Below are 21,106 nucleotides of genomic sequence, written 5' to 3'. Positions count from 1 at the left end.
AATTTGGAGTAGGCTTAATGTTATAGAAGTGTTAAACTAATTATTATATTTGCCGCCGGTTCAAAATAAGCTGAATAAAGGACCAGGTAAAAAAGATATCAGCAATGGGATTATTCAAGAAGAATCCATTCGGGCATTATTTAATTCTGAAGAAGTGGTTGATCCGCATTTTCGGAGTTCTTACGCATAGAAGATACAGGGGTTTTAATGAACTTCAGATCGAAGGATCAGAGATCATTAAAAACCTGCCAGATACGAATGTACTTTTCGTTTCAAACCATCAAACCTATTTCGCAGATGTTACTGCCATGTTCCACGTTTTCAATGCCAGTTTAAGTGGCAGGGTAGACAGCATCAAAAATATTGGGTATATCTGGCAACCAAAGCTCAATATCTATTACGTAGCAGCTAAGGAAACCATGCGGGCAGGATTACTGGCCAGGATCATGGCTTATGCCGGCGCGATCACTGTAGAACGTACCTGGAGGGCTAAAGGACAGGAGGTAAAGAGGGAAGTGAATCCTAATGATACTGAAAATATTGGTTTAGCCCTTGATGATGGCTGGGTGATCACTTTTCCACAGGGAACAACCAAACCTTTTAAACCAATTAGAAAAGGTACTGCGCATATCATCAAAAATCATAAACCTATTGTTATCCCTATCGTTATCGATGGTTTCAGAAGATCTTTCGATAAAAAAGGACTTCGAATCAAGAAGCGAGGTATACTGCAAACTTTTCAGATCAAAGAGCCTCTGGAAATAGATTATGAGAACGAAAGTATTGAAGAGATCGTAAGCAAGCTGGAATATGCCATTGAGCAACACCCTTCTTTCCTTAAAGTAATTCCGTCTGAAGAGATCCAGGCTATGGAAGATCTTAATGAGCAACGCCGCTGGGGGTATTAGGGGAATAGGTTTAAGCTGTAGGCTCTAAGCTCTTAGCTCTAAGTTTTTATTAACTCTCAACCGGCCTTCGACAGGCTCAGTCCGGCAGCTAAATTCTAAGTAGAATAACTAGTTTGAAAGATTATCGCAGAACTTATTGCAAAAAATGTTGATCTGGAAACATTGTTTCTAAACCAGGAATATTACGTTTACTCAATTCTCAATACTCAACTCTCCACCGGCCTTCGAAAGGCTCAGTCCGGCAACGAGATTCTTTTTAAAATAACTATTTTTAAATTATTGCTGAAACTACTTTGAGAAAATTGAATTATAAGCGTTGTTTTTAAAACGGAAATATCAATTTTTCTAACTTCTAACTTCTAACTTCTAACTTCTAACTACTCCACTTCCAGCCTTTTCAATTCCTTATAGTTCTTGTAGAGTCTTCTAAGTAAGATTCCGTAGATCACGCGGTATATAAGCCATACCACACCCAATAGGATTCCTAGGACCAGGAGTGTTCCCCCAATGAATATTAGCCATTGCGTCGCGTCGAACTCCATATTCTGAGTTGAAGTAGTAGTTACCGCATGGTTTCTCAACATAAGGAAAATAGTGATCAAAAACACAACTCCTGTAGAGATCAATATAAAAGCGATATAATGCTTTACCGTCTTACGTGTCTTTAAGATATTCTTCATCAACTTCTTGGCACTATCGGTAGCATTGATATTGCGGTAGTTCTTGTAGAACCTGAAAATGAAATAAAAGGTGATGAGGTAACTCAACACATAAACCAGAACCGTAAATTCGGTTAGATTATATTGTTCCATTTGCTGCCAGTATTCTTCATCGGCAAGGAAAATATTCAATACCGCACCCAGTAAGAATTCCAGGATGCTTATTAGAAATATCCATTTCACGATCGAGGAAGATTTCTTCCAGATCATTTTATAAATTTCTTCGTACGTAAGATGGGGCAGGTTTGCTTCCTGCTTTTTCCAATCCTTTTTTAATAGATCCAGATCGTCCATAGGTAGTTAAGGATTTATAATGTTCTTTAATTTTGTTTTAACCCTGTTCATTTTCACTCTGGCATTCACCTCTGTGATCCCAAGCGTATATGATATCTCGGCGTAATTCTTATCTTCCAGGTATAGAAAAACAAGCGCCTTGTCTATATCATTAAGCTGTTTAATAGCATCATACATGATCTTTAAATGCCGTTCTGCTTCATCATCGTATTCCTCTGCCTTTATTTTAAAATGAACAGTGTCATAATCCTGCGTCTTGATATTTCTTTTTTTCTTCCGGTATAATGTGATCGCAGTGTTCAGGGCTACCCGGTACATCCAGGTGCTAAATTTCGACTCTCCGCGAAACTTAGGATATGCTTTCCAAAGCTGAATAGTGATCTCCTGGAAAAGATCATTATGAGAATCCTGGTCATTAGTATAGATACGGCAGATTTTGTGGGCAATATTCTGGTGTTTCTCCAGATTTGTTACAAACTGATGTTCTAATTCTTTGTTCACGATGGTTTGGTTAGCAAGTAATAGGTAGTGAAAATAATGCCTATGTTACAAAAAACTTTAATTTAAAGTTAATCCAACCTTCAATCCCTCTATAAATATTAAATTTGGGTAAAACCAGCTGAATCTATGAACATCCCTAAAACCGACTTACCTAGAGTAGTAATAATTGGAGGTGGTTTCGCCGGAATGGCGCTCGCCAGAAAGATCCTGAAAGAGGATATGCAAATGGTGCTGCTCGATAGGCATAACTATCATACTTTTCAGCCTTTATTATACCAGGTATCTACTTCAGGTCTGGAACCCGATTCTATAGCTTATCCTTTACGGAAAATTACCAGATCCAGTGACAAATGCTTTTTCAGGCTTGCTGAAGTTACTTCGATCTCTCCTGAAAATAATACGGTACATACCAATATTGGGGAAATTATTTATGATTACCTGGTCATCGCTACCGGTTCCAAAACCAATTTCTTCGGAAATGACAGTATCGAGGAACATGGAATGTGGATGAAAACCGTTCCTCAGGCTTTAAATATTAGAAGCCTTATTCTTGAAAATTTGGAACAGGCAACGATCACAGAAGATCCTGAAAAACGAAAAGCTTTGCTCAATTTCGTTCTAGCGGGCGCAGGTCCTACCGGGGTGGAATTAAGCGGGGCGATAGCTGAACTAAGAAATCATATTGTACCTAAAGATTATCCAGATCTTAATCCTAATGAAATGCATATCCACTTGCTGGAAGGCCTGGACCGAGTTCTGCCTCCCATGAGTGAACATGCTTCCAAAAAAGCGCATAAAATGCTTGAGGAGTTAGGTGTGAAAATCCATTTAAATACCATGGTAAAGAATTATGATGGTCATTTGGTAGAGACAAATACAGATCTCGCCATCAAGACCGAAACTTTTATCTGGTCTGCCGGGGTAACCGGTGCTCCTGTAAAAGGGCTTAACGCATCTGCTATGGTTGAAAAAGCTAATAGGTATGATGTAAATGCCTTTAACCAGGTAAATGGTTATGAGAATATATTCGCAATAGGGGATATCGCACTAATGAAAACTGAAGAATTCCCAAAAGGTCATCCTATGGTGGCTCAACCTGCCATCCAGCAGGGTAGGCACCTGGCAAAGAATATCAAGCATTTAATAAGAGGAGAGAACCTGGAACCTTTCGATTATTTCGATAAAGGAACTATGGCTACGGTTGGACGAAACAGGGCCGTGGTAGACCTTCATAAATGGAAATTCTCAGGATTCTTCGCGTGGTTCGTATGGATGTTCGTGCATCTATGGTTCCTGGTAGGTTTCCGAAACAGGACCGTGACCTTTTTCAACTGGATCTACAACTATATCAATTACGATAAAGCTGCAAGGCTTATCATTAGGCCATTCAAGGGTCATGAAGAAAAAATGACCATGGATAAAGAAAAAGTATAAAAGAAAAGCCCCGCATCTTAGCGGGGCTTTTTAATTACCTGTTCTTTTTGATCTCTTTATTATAATCTGAAGCAAGGTCTGTCTTTTGCTTTTCGGTAAGAACTTTTCCAGCCATCTGGAATACTTCATGTTCCTCTTCATCAAGATGGTGGATCAACTGATGTTCCAGGTCCTTGGCGATCTTCAGCCAGTTGGAGGCATCCATCTCTGTATCTTCCAGCTTTTCTACAAGTTCATCCATTTCATGATGTTCTGCCACACTATGACGTGCTTTCTCCTGGGTCATGTCTTTTTCCATTAACGGAACATAAAAATGACGTTCTTCAGCATCCTCGTGTATCTTTAATTCGTGTTTAAGATCTTCAAATATCTTCTTTCTTTCTTCAGTTTTTCCTTCGGTCTTTATCAACTTGTCAATCAGGTCTCTCTGGATTTCGTGTTCCTGTCTTAAGGCTTCAAAAATGGTCATTATCTAATTTTTTGGATTTGACTTCAAGTTATTCATTATAATGTTAAAGATTATTTAATTTTCAAATGCAAAAGCCAAAATTGAGATAAGAAATCAATTCGGAATTGAAAAATGACAATTCGGAATATTGATTTTTTTAAAATTTTGCATTCGGTACATATTTGCTTCATCTAAAAATTAAAACAGATGAAAGCTTTTCTTATCCTGCTACTATTCCTAAAATTAACTCTCTGCTTTTCTCAAACTGAAATATCTGGAATGGTAACAGATAGAAAAGGTAATCCTCTGCAAGGTGCGAACGTTTATTTAGAGAATACCTATGATGGTGCTACTACCGATGAACATGGGAAATTTGAATTTTCCACTTTATCTACAGGATTGCAATCTATCATGGTGAGTTTTATTGCCTATGAAAGTTACAAATTGGAAAGCAAGGTAGAAGAAATGAATAACCTTGAAATAAGGCTTTTTGAAGATGTAAATTCTTTGGATGCGGTAAGCCTGGTTGCAGGAAGTTTTTCTGCAGGCGAGAATTCAAGAGTATCGGTACTTAAACCTTTAGATGTGGTAACTACTGCCGGAGTAGCCGGTGATTTTATCGGAGCTCTACAAACCTTACCAGGAACGCAAAGGGTAGGGGAAGATGGTAGATTGTTCGTGCGAGGTGGTACTGCCGAAGAAACCCAGATCTTTATTGATGGTCTGCGGGTATTCCAGCCTTATACGGCCAGTGCAGCAAATTTGCCTTCTCGTGGGCGATATTCACCCTTCCTGTTCGATGGGATCACCTTTTCCACCGGAGCTTATTCTGCAGAATACGGGCAGGCACTTTCCAGTGTATTAACTTTAAATACCATTAATGAGCCGGTACAGGACCAGACCGATATTTCTATAATGACCGTAGGTGGAGGTATAGGCCATACTAAAAAATGGGATAGCAGCTCTGTATCTTTAAACCTTACTTATATCAATCTCAAACCATACCAGGAACTCATTCCGAATAATGAGGGGTATAACTTTCAGAAACCCTATGAGTCAGTTGCCGGTGAAACTGTTTATCGCCGTCAGTTTCAAAACGGACTATTTAAATTCTATACTGCAATTGAACATACGAATTTTGAATTATTCCAGCCAGATGAGAATTTGAAGGATACAAATTTATTGGATTTGGGGAACACCAATCTTTACTCCAATGCTTCCTATCATGGGCATCTTGGTAACGGCTGGCAAATAATGCCTGGGTTAAGCTTATCGTATAGTAAAAACAATATAGAAATCGATGAAACTAACATAGTTGATAATGAGAAAGCAGCTCATTTAAAACTGAAAGTATCTAAAAAGTATAATAATAGGTTGAAGTTCTATTCAGGACTGGAATACCTGGCGACAGATTTTAAGGAAGATTATACTGAAGATATGGTTAATATTCAGAGTAAGTTCAATAATAATATTGCCGCAGGTTTCCTGGAATCAGACATTAATTTCGGTAAGAAATTCGCATTGAAACCAGGACTGCGATTTTCATATCTGCAGGCAAGTGAATCCTTTATTTTATCTCCACGTCTCGCGATGGCATGGAAAGTGGCCGACCATAGCCAATTTTCTGCCGCTTACGGGGATTTTCATCAAAACGGCCTGCCTGAATATTTAAAGTTCAGGAATGATATAGCACCTGAAAAAGCTTCCCATTATCTATTGAACTATCAATTTACCAGGCCGGGGTATACCTTCAGAACCGAAGTTTATTATAAAGAATATCGTGATCTCATCAAATTTAGTAATACCGAAGATTTCGTGTATTCAGATTTTTCAAATAGCGGCGAGGGTTATGCTAAAGGGATCGATCTTTTTTACCGTGACAATAAATCGATCGAAAATCTGGAATACTGGTTTTCTTACAGCTATATAGATTCAAAAAGGGATTATCGCGATTTTCCTGAAAAAGCCACGCCCAATTTTGTGGCTACGCATTCGGCTAGTCTGGTTACCAAGTACTGGATCGAAGATCTAAAGAGCCAGCTAGGTTTTTCTTATAATTATGCTTCAGGGCGACCTTTTGAAGATCCTAATACCACTGGTTTTTTAAATGAAAAAACTCCCGATTATCATAATTTGAGTTTCAATATTGCCTATTTGATATCGCAACAAAAGATCCTTTATTTCTCTGTTTCCAATATTCTGGGAAGAGATAATATTTTTGGCTACCAGTACAGTAATACCCCTGGTAACGATGGAACTTTTTCTTCCCGCGCTATTCGTCAGGCTGCAGACAGGTTTTTCTTTGTTGGTTTTTTCTGGACTATCAGTACCAACAAGAATACAAATCAGCTGGATAATCTTTAAAAACTGAAATTCATAAGCTTTAAAAAGCTTCGCTATTCTGAGCTGATCTGCAAAAACTTCAATTCATCCATAAAAAATTACAGTTCGGTATATAGGTTTTTAATAAAGCTATAAAAGGATGCACTTTTGAAATAACAAATACCAGAATTATGAAAACAATATTAATTAGTCTTCTTGTCAGCTTTTTTTCGCAGTTTCTAATTGCGCAGAATTCGGTGGAAGTAACCATCACGGGTTTCAACTCAAATAAAGGCGCTGCTTTAATTGGTCTTTATGATTCAGAAACCAACTGGCTGAAACAAATCTACAAAGGCCATAAATCTGAAATTATTAATAACAGGGCTACGGCTACTTTTGAAGACCTTCCAGACGGGGAATATGCAATTTCAGCATTTCACGATGAGGATAATGATGGCGAATTCGATATGATCTTAGGGTTTTATCCCTCAGAAGATTATGCCAGTTCCAATAACGCTCCGGCAAAATTTGGACCTCCAAAATGGCAGGACGCTAAATTCATCCTTAAGAATAAGTCGAAGGAAATTCAGAATATCACAATTTATTAAATCAGCCTGAAATGAAATTAATTTATACACTACTGTTAGTAACACTTGGGATGGGTTTAAATGCCCAGAATTCTTATCAAATTGGCATGAACAAGGCATTCGAGCTTTGGGGTAAGGGTGATTCTGCCGAAGCCGCTAATCTCTTTGAAAGAATTGGAAGCGCCGAAAAGAACAACTGGTTACCTTATTATTATGCTGCTCAGCTTCAGATCATAGGAAGTTTTGATATGGCAGACCCGGTTTTAAAGGAGCGAAAATTAGAAAAAGCCCAGGAAATACTGGACCAAGCAAAACAGTATTCAGAAAAGGATAATGCAGAAGTTATGGTATTACAGGCCTTGTTATATACTTCTTATATCACTCTGGATCCATCTGTCTACGGAATGAAACTCTCCGGCACCATCAACGAAATTTACCGAAAAGCCTTAGAACTGGCTCCGGAAAATCCACGAGTAATATTTTCAAAAGCCGAGTGGGATATGGGTTCTGCTCGGTTCTTTGGAGAGGATCCCGGGAAGTACTGTCCAGAAATAGAACATAGTTTGGAACTTTTCTCTAATTTTAAACCAGAAGCAGAATTTTTCCCAGACTGGGGTCAGGAACGTGCGAAAATGATCCTGGCAAATAATTGTAAAAAATAATGGACTTATTAAAAGTTATTTTAAAGGAGCTTGGCAAAGCATTTATTGTTGGAAATTCGATTTTTGCGGTGTTCCTCCTGATATATATTTTTCAGGGCTATGATATAGGGCTTGACAAAGAGCTTTGGGAAGATTATGTTGTAAACCTTTCGTATAGTGTTTCAATATACCTGGTTAACGCTTGTATGTTCATCTATTTCTCAAAGAAATATAAAAAGGAGTTTTTTAAACCAGAGAACCTCGCCGTCACGATCATAATTTCGGTTTTTTTAAGTTTACTTACCATCTTCCTGCTGCGTTATTACTGGGCTTACAGAAATAATGGATGGAGCTTAAGTCAATTTATTGAGGGTGAGAAGATCTCTTTTTACTGGGTCTCTCTGGTGATCACCTTAGTGACCGGGGGTATATTCTATATTTTTAATTTTTACAAGCACAGGCAGGATAAAAAAGTAAAGGAGCAGAAGATCATTGCTGGCGCAGCTTCAGCAAAATTCGACGCCTTAAAAAATCAGTTAGATCCACACTTTCTTTTTAACAGCCTGAATGTACTGGCATCTCTAATTGATGAAAACCCAGAACAGGCACAAAATTTTACCACCGCATTATCTAAAATATACCGGTATGTTCTGGAGCAAAAAAATAAGGTATTGGTGAGTGTAAAAGAAGAACTCGCCTTTGCCAATACCTATATGAAGCTGCTGAAAATGCGCTTTGAGAACAGTATTTATTTTGAAATTCCTGAAGAACTTTCTAATGAGGAAGCCAAGGTGGTACCGCTTTCACTTCAGCTTCTTCTGGAGAATACCATCAAGCATAATATTGTAAGCGAGGCCAAGCCACTTAAAATAAGGATCTATGAAGCTGATGGCTATTTGGTGGTTGAAAATAATTTTCAGAAGAAGGAGGTTTTAAGCGGAAGAAAAGGAGTAGGGCTTCAAAATATAGTAAACAGGTACCACGAGGTGACTGAAAGACAGGTACTCATCGAACAAACCAAAGATATATTCCGGGTAAAATTACCCGTTTTAACCAAACAAATTTCAATTATGGAAACGAACGACATCAATCAGGAAAATGCCTATTTCAAGGCAAAACAAAGAGTAAAGGAGATCAAGGAATTTTATGGAAATCTTATTTCCTACTGTGTGGTAATACCTTTTCTTATTTTTATTAATTACTATACTTACTGGGAATTTCAATGGTTCTGGTTTCCTTTATTTGGATGGGGTATAGGACTTACCATTCATGGATTTTCAGTATTCGGTTATGGAAGTGAGTGGGAAGAGCGTAAGATCAGGGAACTGATGGAAAAAGACCAGCAACAAAAAAGATCATGGAAATAATGGAAACAGATTATAAGAAAAGCATGAGCTATAAAACGGCTCAAAAAAGGATCAAGGACATTAAGGGATTTTATGTACACCTGCTCATCTATATTTTTATTAATGCCGCGATTTTAATTTTAAATACCCAGAACACTGGCTTTTTTGAAGGTCTTAGCGATCTTTCAAATTACTCCACTTTATTTTTCTGGGGAATAGGTCTCTTTGCTCACTGGGCGAGTGTTTTCGGGCCTAATTTTATCTTCGGAAAAAAATGGGAAGAAAAGAAGATCAAAGAGATCATGGATAAGGATAAGAAACAGATCTGGAAATAACATTAATTTATAGCGTTTACGAGTGATTGATATTATAATTATTGAAGACGAAAAGCCTGCGGCAAGAAGACTACAGCGCATGCTTACAAAAATGAATATTGAGACCCAGATCATGCTGCATTCTGTTGCTGAAGCCATCGATTGGTTTAATAACAACAAGCACCCAGACCTTATTTTTCTTGATATACAGTTAAGCGATGGTCTTTCTTTTGAAATTTTTGAACATGTAAAGATCAATAGCGCTATCATTTTTACCACTGCATACGACGAATATGCCCTGAAGGCGTTTAAACTGAATAGTATAGATTACCTATTGAAGCCTATAGATCAGGAGGAACTTGAGGCTGCTATTAGCAAATTCAGGAATACTCAGCAGCAAAAAGACAATATTAATATGAATGAGTTAAGGTCTTTATTAACTCAGAGTACTAACGATAAAGCCTATAAAACAAGGTTCACCGCCCAGGTAGGTCAGCACCTTAAACTTGTAGAAGTTTCAGATATAGCCTGTTTCTATTCTGAAAATAAGGCTACCTATATTCATTGCTACTCGGGCCGGAATTATCCCATAGATATTCCTTTGGAACAATTGGAAGATGATCTTAATCCGGAAAAATTTTACCGCATCAATAGAAAGTGTATCCTTAATATAAATGCGATTCGAGACATCGTTTCTTATACGAATTCCAGGCTGGAAATAAAATTAGAAAACTTTAGCGAATTCCAGCTTATCGTAAGCAGGGAAAGGGTTAAGGACTTCAAGACGTGGCTGGATCAATGATCCTGAAATGTTAAAATTCAATTATATAAAACCGTATTGCATCTCCTTCCGTAAATATTCATATAAGCTTTAGGTTTGTTAGGCATTATTGCTTCAAACAAGATGTCGATCTAAGTTTTTGATTTTTTTGGTTGGTTAGATGCTTGGGGATGATGAGATGCGAATAGGATCTTTTCTCCCCGAGTATTTACAAAAGTAAGCCCCACGTTTTCACGTGGGGCTTATCTTATTTATGTGGGTTTATAGCTTTATGGAGCTGCTACTGCACCTAACACGTATAGCTGATCCATAGTTGGTGAATCGCTACCTCCTTCAGGTTCAAGCGTGATCCCGAATGCCTGCGACTCGTTAGCATTCTCCAGGGTGAATATCTTATTATCGTCTAAAGAGAACTCATCCAACAGACCTATACTTGTAGGGGTGAGAGGTTCAAGTTTAAGCGACCATACCTGGTATACCTTGCCTCTAGGAGGCTCCGGTAATTCCTTGGCGTCTATATATGCCTTTTTCTCCTCCTTGTTCCAGTAGACCGCTGCATAGGCTTCTGGAGCTACATTCTGACCCTGTAATGGCACTTTTGAAACATTCTTATCTCTTAGAACTGCCAGTAACTCTTCTGCCTTATCGGCATTATCCCTCGCATCTGCGATCTGTTGTTCCATTCTGGCTGTTTTCGCTCTTTCTGCATTAAGTTGTTCTCTAAGATCATTCTTATCTTCGAACACAAAGAAAAGACCAACTAGCAGTAAGACGGTTGCAGCCCATCCAATATATGACACCCAGTTTGTTTCTTTATCTCTTTCGATCTCGATCACTTTTGGCTCTTCCTTCTGCTCCAGTTTCTGCCTGATGCTGGCCAATACTGCTTCAGCATTATATGCCGGGGCTGCCGAGGCCGATAACCTTTGCAGGGCATCCTCGATCTCTTCAACCTCTTTCCGAATTTCAGGATGCTCCTTCAGGGCTTTGCTCACTTCGCGACTCTCAGCTTCTGTGAGCGCTCCGTAGACGTAAAGTTCCAGGATTCCCGATGATATGTATTCTTGTATATCCATTTCTTATTCTGCTAACATTTCTCTAAGCTTGTTTATACAAGCTCTGTTCCTGGTTTTTACCGTGCCTAATGGCATGTCAAGCTCTTCAGCTGCATCTTTTTGCGTAAAGCCTTTAAAAAACAGGAGGTCTATTAATTTCTTGCAAACAGGCTTCAGGATATCTATATATTTTTTGATCCCGATCGCATCTGCTTTTGCTGAAAAGTTTGAATTGCTCTCCAGAATATTTACGAAATTATCTGCTGTAAGGTTTTTCTGAGAGTTTTTGTGGCTTTTAGACCTTATATGATCTATAGATGCATTCCTCGCAATATTAAGGATCCAGGTGAAAAATCTTCCTTTATCAGAATTATAGGAAGAGGCGTTGTCCCAGATCTTCATAAATACATCCTGAAGGATTTCCTCTGCTATCTTTTCATCTTTTAAAATGCTGTAAATTATTCCATATACGCTCTCTGAATACAGCTGATAAATTCTTTCGAAAGCCTTATGATTACCGTTCTGTAATTCGAGGATTAGTCCGTCCTGCTGCATAAATTTTATTTGAGGAAATAAATATAGTCTTAATTGACAAATAAAAAAAGCGGCTGAAAAGCCGCTTTATAATTGATTATTTTCGGTTTGAATTACTTCTGGATCACACCGCAACCTACTCGGGTTCCTGCAGCACCAGAAGGCTGAGAAGTATAATCGTCTACACCATCATGCACGATAACAGCCTTGCCTAAAAGGTCTTTTTTAGAGTCGCCACATCCTATACACCACTCATCTGTAGTTAAATTTACAGTTCCGTTTCCATTAGCGTCTACTTCAAAGTTTCCTATGTCACCTTTATGGTAACCCTCTGCATCTCCCCATTTACCATGCTTGGCATCTGTAGGGTTCCAGTGTCCACCGGCAGAAGAGCCATCGGCAGCTGAACAATCTCCGTTCTCATGAATATGGATGGCATGCTTACCTTCAGCAAGTCCTGAAATAATAGCGGTCATGGAAACTTCACCGTTCTCTTCGGTGAAAACTACGTTACCACTAAGGTTGGAATCGCTAACCGAATTTAAAGTTACTTTTACCTTTTTAACTTCTTCTTCCTGTTTTTCCATATCAGAACTCATTTCAGTTTCTGACTGGCTTTCCATTTCTTTTTCTTTTTTGTCATTCTTACAACTTGTGAAGACTAAACCTGCACAAAGAATAAGTGATAAACTAATACGTTTCATAGAGTTTGGATTGGTTAAATTTTAATTAAGATTTCTAAATTAAGCCTATTCGCAGGCATCACCAAAGATTTAAGTATAGCTTAACAATGGATTGCTGCTCTTTAAAAGTCTTACGAACTTCTTAGTTTGGTTTCTATCTGTGCTTTTGAAGAAAGCGTTTTGTGAACCGGGCATTTATCTGCGATCTGCATAAGGCGCTCTATCTGTTTCTCATCTAGCTCTCCCTGTATGGAGATCTCTCTTTCAAAACTATCTATCTTGGCCTGGTCTTTTTCGCAATTCTCGCAGTCTTCGGCGTGTTTTTTTGCATAGCTCACATGAGTTTCTACATTCTCTACTTTCCATTCTTTTCTTCTGGCATACATCTGTATGGTCATGGAGGTGCAGGCAGCAAGTCCGCTGGAAACCAGTTCATAAGGGTTAGGTCCCAGGTCGCTACCTCCGGCTTTCTCCGGTTCATCTGCGACAAAATGATGCTTGCCGGCAATGATCTGGGTGGTATAGCCGTGTTTCCCCAGATTGGCCATAACTTCATGGTCTGTATCTAATTCTGGCACTTCTGGCTGTTCTATATATTTACTCGCCCAGGCAGCTATTAAGCCTCCGGCGTATTCAGAATCAGACCGGGTGCTCAGCATATGATCTGCTTTTTCCAGAGAAATAAAACTCTTAGGATGTCGCGCAGATTTATATAGTTCTTCGGCATGTTTAATAGATACGATCTTATCCTGCGGTGAATGCATGATTAGCAACGGAGTTCTTATTTCTTCAAGGGTTTTAGATTCATTATTATTTTCTAGATCATCAATGAATTGCTTCTTAATCTGGAAACTTCTTCCACCTATATTAATTTTCGCTGAACCTTCATTCTCGATCTCGCTAAGGCTGGATTCAAAATGCTTTTGAACATGAGCCAGGTTTGATGGCGCATTAATAGTCACGATGGCTTTAACTGAATCTATCTCTTTTGCCGCGAATAGCGCAGCGGCGCCACCTAAGGAATGCCCAACGATAATTGCAGGAGCATTGTACTCTTTTTTCAAAAAACTAGCCGCAGAGACCAGGTCATCTACATTACCCGAGAAATTAGTGTCTTCGAAATTGCCGTCGCTTTCTCCGAGACCCGTAAAATCGAATCTTAAAACTCCATAACCTTTTGAAGCCAGACTTTTACTGATATTAGAGGGAGCATGAAAATTCTTGTTGCAGGTAAAACAATGAGCAAACAGAATAAAATTCTCAGGCTTCTTATTCGTTGGTAATTCCAGAACGCCTTGAAGCGTTTTCGAATCAGAATTTTTGAAACTTACATCAAGCTTTTTCATAATATCGTTTTATTGGTAAAGCATCTTCGGTTATCTTCAAGAATAAAAAAAAGCCGCCTTAAAGGCAGCTTTAATTCTGATAAACTATTCTTAAAGTTCTTTGATCTTGATATTTCTAAACCAGACTTTATCATCGTGATCCTGCAAAGCGATATATCCTTTCTGGTTGGTCCCGAAGTCTTCCCAATCGCTAAATTTGGAATCCTTGACCATGTTTTCCCAGCCCTCTCCGTGCACAGGAAATTCAGTTACTTTTACTCCGTTTAATTTCACCCAGCCTTTATTGTTCTTATGATCTATATGAATAACCTCTTTGTTCCATTCTCCTGCCGGTTTCGTTACATCTTCACTTGGCGGAACCATATCATACAATGCTCCAGCGGTACGGTTTAAGCCATTCTTTGCATCAGGATGTTTTTGATTATCCAGGATCTGGATCTCCGGGCCAGTATAATAGGGCTCATCATATTTATCCATTTCCTGCACAGCCCATAGGATCCCGCTGTTTCCGCCTTCAGAAATCTTCCATTCTATTTGCAGTTCAAAGCTTTCATACTTGTCTTTGGTCATTAAATATTCCTTGATCCTTTTATCTCCTTCTGCCGGTGCAAAGGAAATTACGCCATCTTCAATTTTCCACTGGCTCGAAATGGAATCTCGGTTATAGGTTTGCCAGGAATCAAGATCATTACCGCTGAAGAGGACCTGCCATTCATCATCCTGCATATTTTCGGTCTGCTGCATTTCTTCAGATTCGGTAAGTTTGGTTTCCTCTGAATCCTTCTTTTCATTCTTGCAGGCCGCAAATAATACAATAGAACAGCCAATTAAAATCATTCTTTTCATGCTTAGTTTGTTTTGATTCCTAAAATTCGTTGTAGTTTATTTTTATCTATTTCAGATCCTGAAAAGTCGTCAAATCTTTTCTGGGTAGCTTCTATAATATGAGACTGAATAAAAGGAGCGCCTTCTCTTGCACCCTGATCTGGAGACTTAATACAGCATTCCCATTCCAGAACCGCCCATACATCGCAACCATATTCAGTTAATTTTGAAAAAATAGTTTTAAAATCTACCTGGCCATCTCCAGGATGTCTGTATCTGCCGGCACGGTCTTTCCAGTCACCAAATCCGCCAAACATTCCTTTTTTTCCGGTAGGATTAAATTCTGCATCCTTGACGTGAAACATTTTAATGTAATCGTGGTAATGGTCTATATATTCTATATAATCAAGTTGCTGCAATACAAAGTGACTCGGGTCATAAAGTATGTTTACCCTTTTGTGATTATGGGTGGCATCAAGAAACCTTTCAAAGGTAACCCCGTCGTGCAGATCTTCTCCTGGATGTATCTCGTAACAAACATCTACTCCCTGTTCATCAAATTCGTTTAGGATAGGCAGCCAGCGTTTGGCTAGTTCTGCGAATCCCAATTCTACAAGACCATCTGGTCTTTGCGGCCATGGGTGCGCCGTATGCCATAAAAATGAACCGCTAAAAGTTCCGTGGACATCAAGGCCAAGATTACGGCTTGCTTTGGCAGCATATTTTAACTGATCTATGGCCCAGTTAGTTCGTTTTTCCGGATTATTCTTGTATTCGTCTGGAGCGAAATTATCGAACATGATATCGTAAGCAGGATGTACTGCTACTAATTGTCCTTGCAAATGTGAGCTGAGTTCTGTGATCTGCAGACCATAGGATTCAACCTTGCCTTTAAGTTCGTCGCAATAGGTTTTACTTTCCGCAGCTTTTTTAAGATCGATCAACCTGGTTTCCCAGGTAGGGATCTGAATTCCTTTAAAACCAAGTTCTGAAGCCCATTTACACAAGCCATCCAGAGAATTGAATGGTTCCTTGTCGTCCATGAACTGAGCCAGAAATACAGCTGGTCCTTTTATAGTCTTCATTTTCTAATATTTTGTATTAGTCTTCCATTTTTATCCAGACATTCCCTTTTTTGTGGGAAGAGACGGTTTTTTCTATAAAGTTCATTCCGCGTAAACCATCATTCAATTTTGGATATGCACCATCAAATTTTGAATTGTCTTTTATCGCCATTGCCACGCCGTAGTATATGTTACCCATAGAATCGAAAATACCTTCGGGATGACCCGGTGGTAATTTTGTTCCTTCCAGGGAAAATTCGCTCAGGAAGCCATGACCAGGTTTTATTACCTGCAACGGTTTATCTTCTTTCAGTAAATAGAGGTAATTCGGGTTTTCCTGTTCCCATTTCAATCCTCCTTTATCGCCATATACCTGCACCGTGAAATTATTTTCTTCACCGGTTGCGATCTGGCTGGCTCTAAGCACTCCTTTTGCCTTACCCGGAAACCTCATAAGCACCGTTCCGTCAATATCCATCGGGTTATCTTCGTACAGGTAATTGAGGTCTGCGAGTATATTTTCTACTTTCATTCCGGTTACATACTCCGCCATATTAAAGGCATGAGTTCCTATATCGCCAATACAGCAGCTAATCCCAGATTTTTCAGGATCCAGTCTCCAGGTGGCCGATCTTTTCTCCTTATCGTGTATCAAAGGATTGATCCATCCCTGGTAATATTGCACATCTACTTTTTGAATTTTCCCTATCTCCCCGTTTTTGATCATGGTCTTCATTTGCCTGATCATGGGGTAACCGGTATAGGTATAGGTGACCGCGAAGATCACCTTTGTTTTCTGCTGAATTTCATTCAGAATTTTAGCCTCCTCGTAGGTAGTTGTTAATGGTTTTTCACAGATGACATTAAACCCGTTTTTCAGTAACTTTTTGGCCATGGGGAAATGCAGGAAATTCGGGGTAAGCACAGACACGGCTTGCATTCTCTGATCCTCAGGTAAAGAATTTTCCTTTGCAATAAGGTCATCAAGGTCTTTATAAACCCTTGAACTATCTAGCTGAAGTTTTTCCCCGAACTTAAGGCTCTTCTCGTGCTTTACATCGAAGGCTCCGCCTACGATCTCAAATTGGTCGAACATATTAGCCGCCACTCTGTGAAGTATACCTATAAGAGAGTCTTCTCCGCCACCAAGTATACCCAGTTTTATCTTTGCCATAATCTAAATCTTTTATATTTCGATATCCTTTTTGTCGATCTTTTCGTTCTTAAAAAATAATGCAAAAAGCAGCATTATTCCAAACGCAAATACGGCGGGATAGATCCAGATCGTTTCCCAATCGTGCATTTTATCTCCAGTAAGGTAAGCGTTGGTGATAAGACCGGCAACATAGAATCCAATTAACATTCCTACACCATAAGTAGCCAGGGTAATTAATCCCTGTGCTGAACTCTTATATTTTGAACCTGCTTTAAAATCGGTATAGATCTGTCCAGATACAAAGAAGAAGTCATAACAGATCCCGTGCAAGGCAATACCGGTTAACAGCATAAAGATAAGTTCGCCAGAATTTCCATAGGCGAATAAAAAATACCTAACCGTCCAGGCTAGCATCCCGGCTATAATGGTCATTTTAAAACCGAATCTTTTGAAGAAAAAGGGAAGAAGAAGCATAAACAGCACTTCTGAAACCTGACCAATGGTCATAAGCCCCGTTGGGTTCTCAACTCCTATTTCGGATAAAAAGGGGTTGGTGTTTTGATAATAGAACGCCAGCGGGATACAGATAAGTACTGAAGCCAGGAAGAACATCAGGAAGTTCCTGTCTTTAAGCAAACTCAAGGCGTCCAGACCTAAAGTTTCCACGATGCTTACTTTTTTGGACCTGTCTGCAGTTGGAGGCGTTTTTGGTAAAGTAAAACTGAAAAGACCAAGAAAGGCGGAAGCGATACTAACCATTAAGAAAGTATACTTAAGCATTCCATCCTGCCTCGCCTCTGGAGCATCCCAGTAAAATAAATAACTTATTACCAGCCCGGCTACGATCCATCCTATAGTTCCAAATACCCTGATGAATGAAAATTCCTTGGCTGGATCTTTCATCTGGTTGAAACTTACAGAATTTACCAGTGCCAGCGTAGGCATATATGCGATCATATAGGCAAGGACCAGGGGATAGAATTCAGCGAAATCTGTACTTATATACATCATGTATAATAAGATTGCACCTGTAATATGCAGAATTCCAAGAATCCTTTCCGCATTAAAGAACCGGTCTGCGATGAGACCTATAATAAAAGGAGCGATGATGGCGCCCCAGGATTGTGTAGAAAATGCTGTCGAGATCTGTACATCAGAAGCATTAAGATTGTAACCAAGAAAAGTTCCGAGAGTAACGAACCATCCTCCCCAAATGAAGAATTCAAGGAACATCATCAGGGAAAGTTGAAATCGAATAAGTTTATTCATGATCTAGAGATTGGTTTTTATAGTTGCTTACCGGCTTTGATTAATAGATCTTTTGTGGCCATGATTCCTTTTTCGGCTGAAATGTCTTCACCTTCAAATTCAACTCCAATGAAACCATCGTAACCACTATCCTTAATGATCTTCAGCATTTTTTTGTAGTCGATCAGGTCTTCATTACCGTCTTTATCGAAAGTATAGGATTTGGCACTTACAGCTTTGGCGTATGGCATCATTTTCTTAACACCTTCATATCTCGGGAATTCTTCAACACAATCTGCGTCCCATCTCTGGCCACCTTCACGTTTCAGGCAGAAATTACCAAAATCGGGTAGAGTACCACAATTTTCCATATTTACACCTTGCATCACTTCTACTAACAGATCTGCGTTAGATGACAGGTATCCATGGTTCTCTACAAGTATATTTACATTTTTAGACTTAGCGTATTCAGCTAATTTTGAAAGGGCATCAATAGAGTTCGTTTTCCATTCTTCAGGCACTTCACTGCCAAAAAGGTTTACTCGAATGGAGTGGCACCCTAGAAAACTGGCTGCATCCACCCATTTTTTGTGATTTTCTACGGCTTTATTTCGCTCTGCAGCCTCATTGGCAGCAAGATCGCCCTCACCATCTATCATGATGATCAAATTTTTCATACCGTATTCGGTACTTTTTGCTTTTAAACTATCAAGCACGATCTGCATTTCAGCTTCAGGATCTTCAGCATTTTTGATCCTTTCAGCATAAAAACCACTTACATATTCAATGCCCTCAAATCCCATTTCGCTTGCTTTTTGAGCAAAATCCATAGGATCTAATTCACCGTCATAAATAGGTTTATGTAAAGACCATTCTGCCAGAGAAAGTTTGAACCATAGCGGGTTTGAAGTAGTTGTGTCTTTTTCCTGAGATACAGTTTCAGCATTGTTGTCAGACTTTTGTTTGCAGGAAACATGCAAAAATAAAAGCGGGCATAGCAGTATTAGAAGAGATACTTTAAGCGGGTTGATTTTCATTGTTATCTGGATATAATGATTGAGTTAGGGTTTTTATGAAAAATGAAAAATAAATGTAACCTTTTTTTTAAAGCTGTAAAATTATGGGCTTAAATTTATATATTTGGTAGACTTCGATATAAAAATTTATCAATAAAACAGGAGATTGTGAGTGTATATTACGAAAATGACAATTATGATGCAATAGTTGTTGGTACAGGAATTAGTGGTGGTTGGGCAGCCAAAGAACTGTGTGAAAAAGGTTTCAAGACCCTGGTTTTGGAACGTGGACGCATGGTAGAGCATGTAAAGGATTATCCAACAATGAATGACGATCCTTGGGATTATAAGTTCAAGGGAGATGTTCCAAGGGAAGAAGTAAAAAGACAGTTTAAGCAGAACAGGACTGGATATACGGTTTCTGAACCTAGTAAGCACTGGTTCGTAGATGATATAAAACACCCCTATAATGAAGTGAAAAGATTCGACTGGATGCGTGGTTACCACGTTGGTGGTAGATCTATTATGTGGGGACGCCATAGTTACAGGCTAAGTGAAATGGATTTCGAAGCCAATAAGAAAGATGGAATAGGAGTCGACTGGCCGGTTAGATATAAAGATGTGGCGCCATGGTATGATTACGTAGAATCCTATATAGGTGTTTGTGGTGAAAAACTTGGTTTAAGCCAGTTACCCGATGGAGAGTTTCTACCGCCAATGGATCTTAATTGTGTTGAAGACTATTTTAGAGAAAGTATCGCTAAAAATTTTGATGGTCGCGTAATGACCTCAGGTAGGGTCGCTCATATAACCGGAGATAAAAAATTTGAAGGCAGGTCTAAGTGTCAGTTTAGAAACCGCTGTATTAGAGGTTGTCCTTATGGAGGCTATTTCAGTAGTAATTCATCAACCTTGCCGGCAGCTGAGAGAACTGGAAATATGACCTTGAGACCTCATTCTATTGCGAGTGAAGTTATTTATGATCCCGAAACAAAAAAGGCTACCGGGGTAAAAGTGATAGATGCCAATACAAAGGAAGTAATGGAGTTCAAAGCAAATGTGATCTTCTTATGCGCTTCTGCCGTAGCTTCTACGAGTATTCTCATGCAATCTAAATCTGATCGTTTCCCTAACGGAATGGGGAATGATTCTGGAGAATTAGGACATAATGTAATGGACCATCATTTTAAAGCTGGTGCTTCAGGAAATTATGAAGGTTTTGAGGATAAATATTATAAAGGAAGAAAACCCAATGGTATTTACCTGCCAAGATTCAGAAACCTGAACGGGAACGATAAGAACCTGGGCTTTATTCGTGGTTATGGATACCAGGGAGGCGCAAGCAGGACTAATTGGTCTGATAGTATTGCTGAGGCCGCTTATGGTGAAGATCTTAAAAAAGCGATCACAGAACCGGGAGGCTGGAACATGGGACTTATGGGCTTCGGGGAAACTCTGCCTTATCACGAAAATAAAATGACCCTGGATTATGATAAACTAGATGAATGGGGACTGCCTACGGTAACCTTTGATGCTGAATTCAAGGAAAACGAATTGAAAATGCGGGAAGATATGGTTTCTCAAGCCGTAGAGATGCTTGAAAAAGCCGGGTTCAAGGATGTAAGAGGTTACGACGATATTGGAGCTCCCGGGCTAGGTATCCATGAAATGGGAATGGCCAGAATGGGACGTGATCCAAAAACTTCTGTGCTTAACGGCAATAACCAGGTTCATGGGGTGCCGAATGTATATGTAACAGACGGAGCCTTTATGACCTCTGCCGGATGCCAGAACCCATCTCTAACATATATGGCGATGACAGCAAGAGCTGCAGATCATGCCTCCAAGAATTTTAAAAAATCTAATGCATAAATAATTAGGATA

Annotated in this window: 21 protein-coding genes; 9 read left to right on the top strand and 12 right to left on the bottom strand. The window is 39.2% G+C overall.

Annotated elements, in window-relative coordinates:
- The first annotated feature begins 104 nt into the window (after positions 1–104).
- Positions 105–908 (top strand): lysophospholipid acyltransferase family protein, encoded by an 804-nt coding sequence (locus C8P64_RS09350; protein ID WP_108171803.1) that lies wholly within the window; start codon positions 105–107, stop codon positions 906–908.
- Positions 909–1,285: 377 nt separating this feature from the next.
- Here the strand turns inward: C8P64_RS09350 and C8P64_RS09345 are convergent, their stop codons facing one another.
- Complete coding sequence (locus tag C8P64_RS09345) at positions 1,286–1,921, bottom strand: hypothetical protein (protein WP_108171802.1); 636 nt, start codon at positions 1,919–1,921, stop codon at positions 1,286–1,288.
- A 6-nt stretch (positions 1,922–1,927) separates the two neighbouring features.
- Positions 1,928–2,422: an RNA polymerase sigma factor gene (locus tag C8P64_RS09340; protein WP_108171801.1), complete on the bottom strand. Its 495-nt coding sequence runs from the start codon at positions 2,420–2,422 to the stop codon at positions 1,928–1,930.
- A 126-nt stretch (positions 2,423–2,548) separates the two neighbouring features.
- Between C8P64_RS09340 and C8P64_RS09335 the strand changes: the two genes are divergently transcribed.
- Positions 2,549–3,856, top strand: coding sequence for an NAD(P)/FAD-dependent oxidoreductase (locus C8P64_RS09335; protein ID WP_108171800.1), 1,308 nt, complete (start codon positions 2,549–2,551; stop codon positions 3,854–3,856).
- Between the two features lie 34 nt (positions 3,857–3,890).
- On the opposite strand, the gene C8P64_RS09330 is transcribed toward C8P64_RS09335, so the two are convergent.
- Entirely contained in the window at positions 3,891–4,325 is a 435-nt protein-coding gene (locus tag C8P64_RS09330) for a hemerythrin domain-containing protein (protein WP_108171799.1), read from the bottom strand.
- A gap of 186 nt (positions 4,326–4,511) precedes the next feature.
- On the opposite strand from C8P64_RS09330, the gene C8P64_RS09325 reads away from it, so the two are divergent.
- From C8P64_RS09325 to C8P64_RS09300, 6 genes are all read left to right on the top strand, one after another.
- Positions 4,512–6,668 (top strand): TonB-dependent receptor, encoded by a 2,157-nt coding sequence (locus C8P64_RS09325; protein WP_108171798.1) that lies wholly within the window; start codon positions 4,512–4,514, stop codon positions 6,666–6,668.
- A gap of 149 nt (positions 6,669–6,817) precedes the next feature.
- Complete coding sequence (locus C8P64_RS09320) at positions 6,818–7,234, top strand: DUF2141 domain-containing protein (protein WP_108171797.1); 417 nt, start codon at positions 6,818–6,820, stop codon at positions 7,232–7,234.
- 11 nt (positions 7,235–7,245) lie between these two features.
- Positions 7,246–7,875, top strand: a complete 630-nt coding sequence (locus C8P64_RS09315; protein WP_108171796.1) for a tetratricopeptide repeat protein — start codon at positions 7,246–7,248, stop codon at positions 7,873–7,875.
- Positions 7,875–9,221 carry a 2TM domain-containing protein gene (locus C8P64_RS09310; RefSeq protein WP_108171795.1) on the top strand — a complete coding sequence of 449 codons (1,347 nt, stop codon included), beginning with the start codon at positions 7,875–7,877 and terminating at the stop codon, positions 9,219–9,221. Before C8P64_RS09315 ends, C8P64_RS09310 begins: the two co-directional genes overlap by 1 nt.
- Entirely contained in the window at positions 9,212–9,535 is a 324-nt protein-coding gene (locus tag C8P64_RS09305; protein ID WP_245889688.1) for a 2TM domain-containing protein, read from the top strand. Before C8P64_RS09310 ends, C8P64_RS09305 begins: the two co-directional genes overlap by 10 nt.
- Positions 9,536–9,560: 25 nt before the next feature.
- Positions 9,561–10,316 (top strand): LytR/AlgR family response regulator transcription factor, encoded by a 756-nt coding sequence (locus C8P64_RS09300; RefSeq protein WP_108172222.1) that lies wholly within the window; start codon positions 9,561–9,563, stop codon positions 10,314–10,316.
- Between the two features lie 248 nt (positions 10,317–10,564).
- On the opposite strand, the gene C8P64_RS09295 is transcribed toward C8P64_RS09300, so the two are convergent.
- The 9 genes from C8P64_RS09295 to C8P64_RS09255 all read right to left on the bottom strand — a co-directional run bounded on the left by C8P64_RS09295 (position 10,565) and on the right by C8P64_RS09255 (position 19,243).
- Positions 10,565–11,371, bottom strand: a complete 807-nt coding sequence (locus C8P64_RS09295) for an anti-sigma factor (protein ID WP_108171794.1) — start codon at positions 11,369–11,371, stop codon at positions 10,565–10,567.
- A gap of 3 nt (positions 11,372–11,374) precedes the next feature.
- Positions 11,375–11,905 (bottom strand): RNA polymerase sigma factor, encoded by a 531-nt coding sequence (locus C8P64_RS09290; RefSeq protein ID WP_108171793.1) that lies wholly within the window; start codon positions 11,903–11,905, stop codon positions 11,375–11,377.
- A 92-nt stretch (positions 11,906–11,997) separates the two neighbouring features.
- Positions 11,998–12,588 (bottom strand): superoxide dismutase family protein, encoded by a 591-nt coding sequence (locus C8P64_RS09285; protein ID WP_108171792.1) that lies wholly within the window; start codon positions 12,586–12,588, stop codon positions 11,998–12,000.
- A gap of 110 nt (positions 12,589–12,698) precedes the next feature.
- Positions 12,699–13,913 carry a bifunctional alpha/beta hydrolase/OsmC family protein gene (locus C8P64_RS09280; protein ID WP_108171791.1) on the bottom strand — a complete coding sequence of 405 codons (1,215 nt, stop codon included), beginning with the start codon at positions 13,911–13,913 and terminating at the stop codon, positions 12,699–12,701.
- Between the two features lie 90 nt (positions 13,914–14,003).
- Positions 14,004–14,759, bottom strand: a complete 756-nt coding sequence (locus tag C8P64_RS09275) for a 3-keto-disaccharide hydrolase (RefSeq protein ID WP_108171790.1) — start codon at positions 14,757–14,759, stop codon at positions 14,004–14,006.
- 2 nt (positions 14,760–14,761) lie between these two features.
- The gene (locus C8P64_RS09270; RefSeq protein ID WP_108171789.1) at positions 14,762–15,823 is read right to left on the bottom strand and encodes a sugar phosphate isomerase/epimerase family protein; all 1,062 of its coding nucleotides are present in this window, start codon (positions 15,821–15,823) and stop codon (positions 14,762–14,764) included.
- 16 nt (positions 15,824–15,839) lie between these two features.
- A complete protein-coding gene (locus C8P64_RS09265) occupies positions 15,840–16,979 on the bottom strand; it encodes a Gfo/Idh/MocA family protein (RefSeq protein WP_170106656.1) in 1,140 nt (379 codons plus the stop codon).
- Positions 16,980–16,988: 9 nt separating this feature from the next.
- Positions 16,989–18,227, bottom strand: coding sequence for a nucleoside permease (locus C8P64_RS09260; RefSeq protein WP_108171787.1), 1,239 nt, complete (start codon positions 18,225–18,227; stop codon positions 16,989–16,991).
- Between the two features lie 17 nt (positions 18,228–18,244).
- Positions 18,245–19,243, bottom strand: a complete 999-nt coding sequence (locus tag C8P64_RS09255) for a sugar phosphate isomerase/epimerase family protein (protein WP_108171786.1) — start codon at positions 19,241–19,243, stop codon at positions 18,245–18,247.
- A 147-nt stretch (positions 19,244–19,390) separates the two neighbouring features.
- Here C8P64_RS09255 and C8P64_RS09250 point away from each other — a divergent pair, with 147 nt between their 5' ends.
- The gene (locus C8P64_RS09250; protein ID WP_108171785.1) at positions 19,391–21,094 is read left to right on the top strand and encodes a GMC oxidoreductase; all 1,704 of its coding nucleotides are present in this window, start codon (positions 19,391–19,393) and stop codon (positions 21,092–21,094) included.
- The last annotated feature ends 12 nt before the right edge of the window (positions 21,095–21,106 follow it).

Origin of the sequence: Christiangramia gaetbulicola, assembly GCF_003054225.1 — a bacterium.
Lineage (GTDB): Bacteria > Bacteroidota > Bacteroidia > Flavobacteriales > Flavobacteriaceae > Christiangramia > Christiangramia gaetbulicola.
The sequence above is the reverse complement of the archived record's forward strand: the minus strand, read 5'-3'. Positions and strand labels throughout refer to the sequence as shown.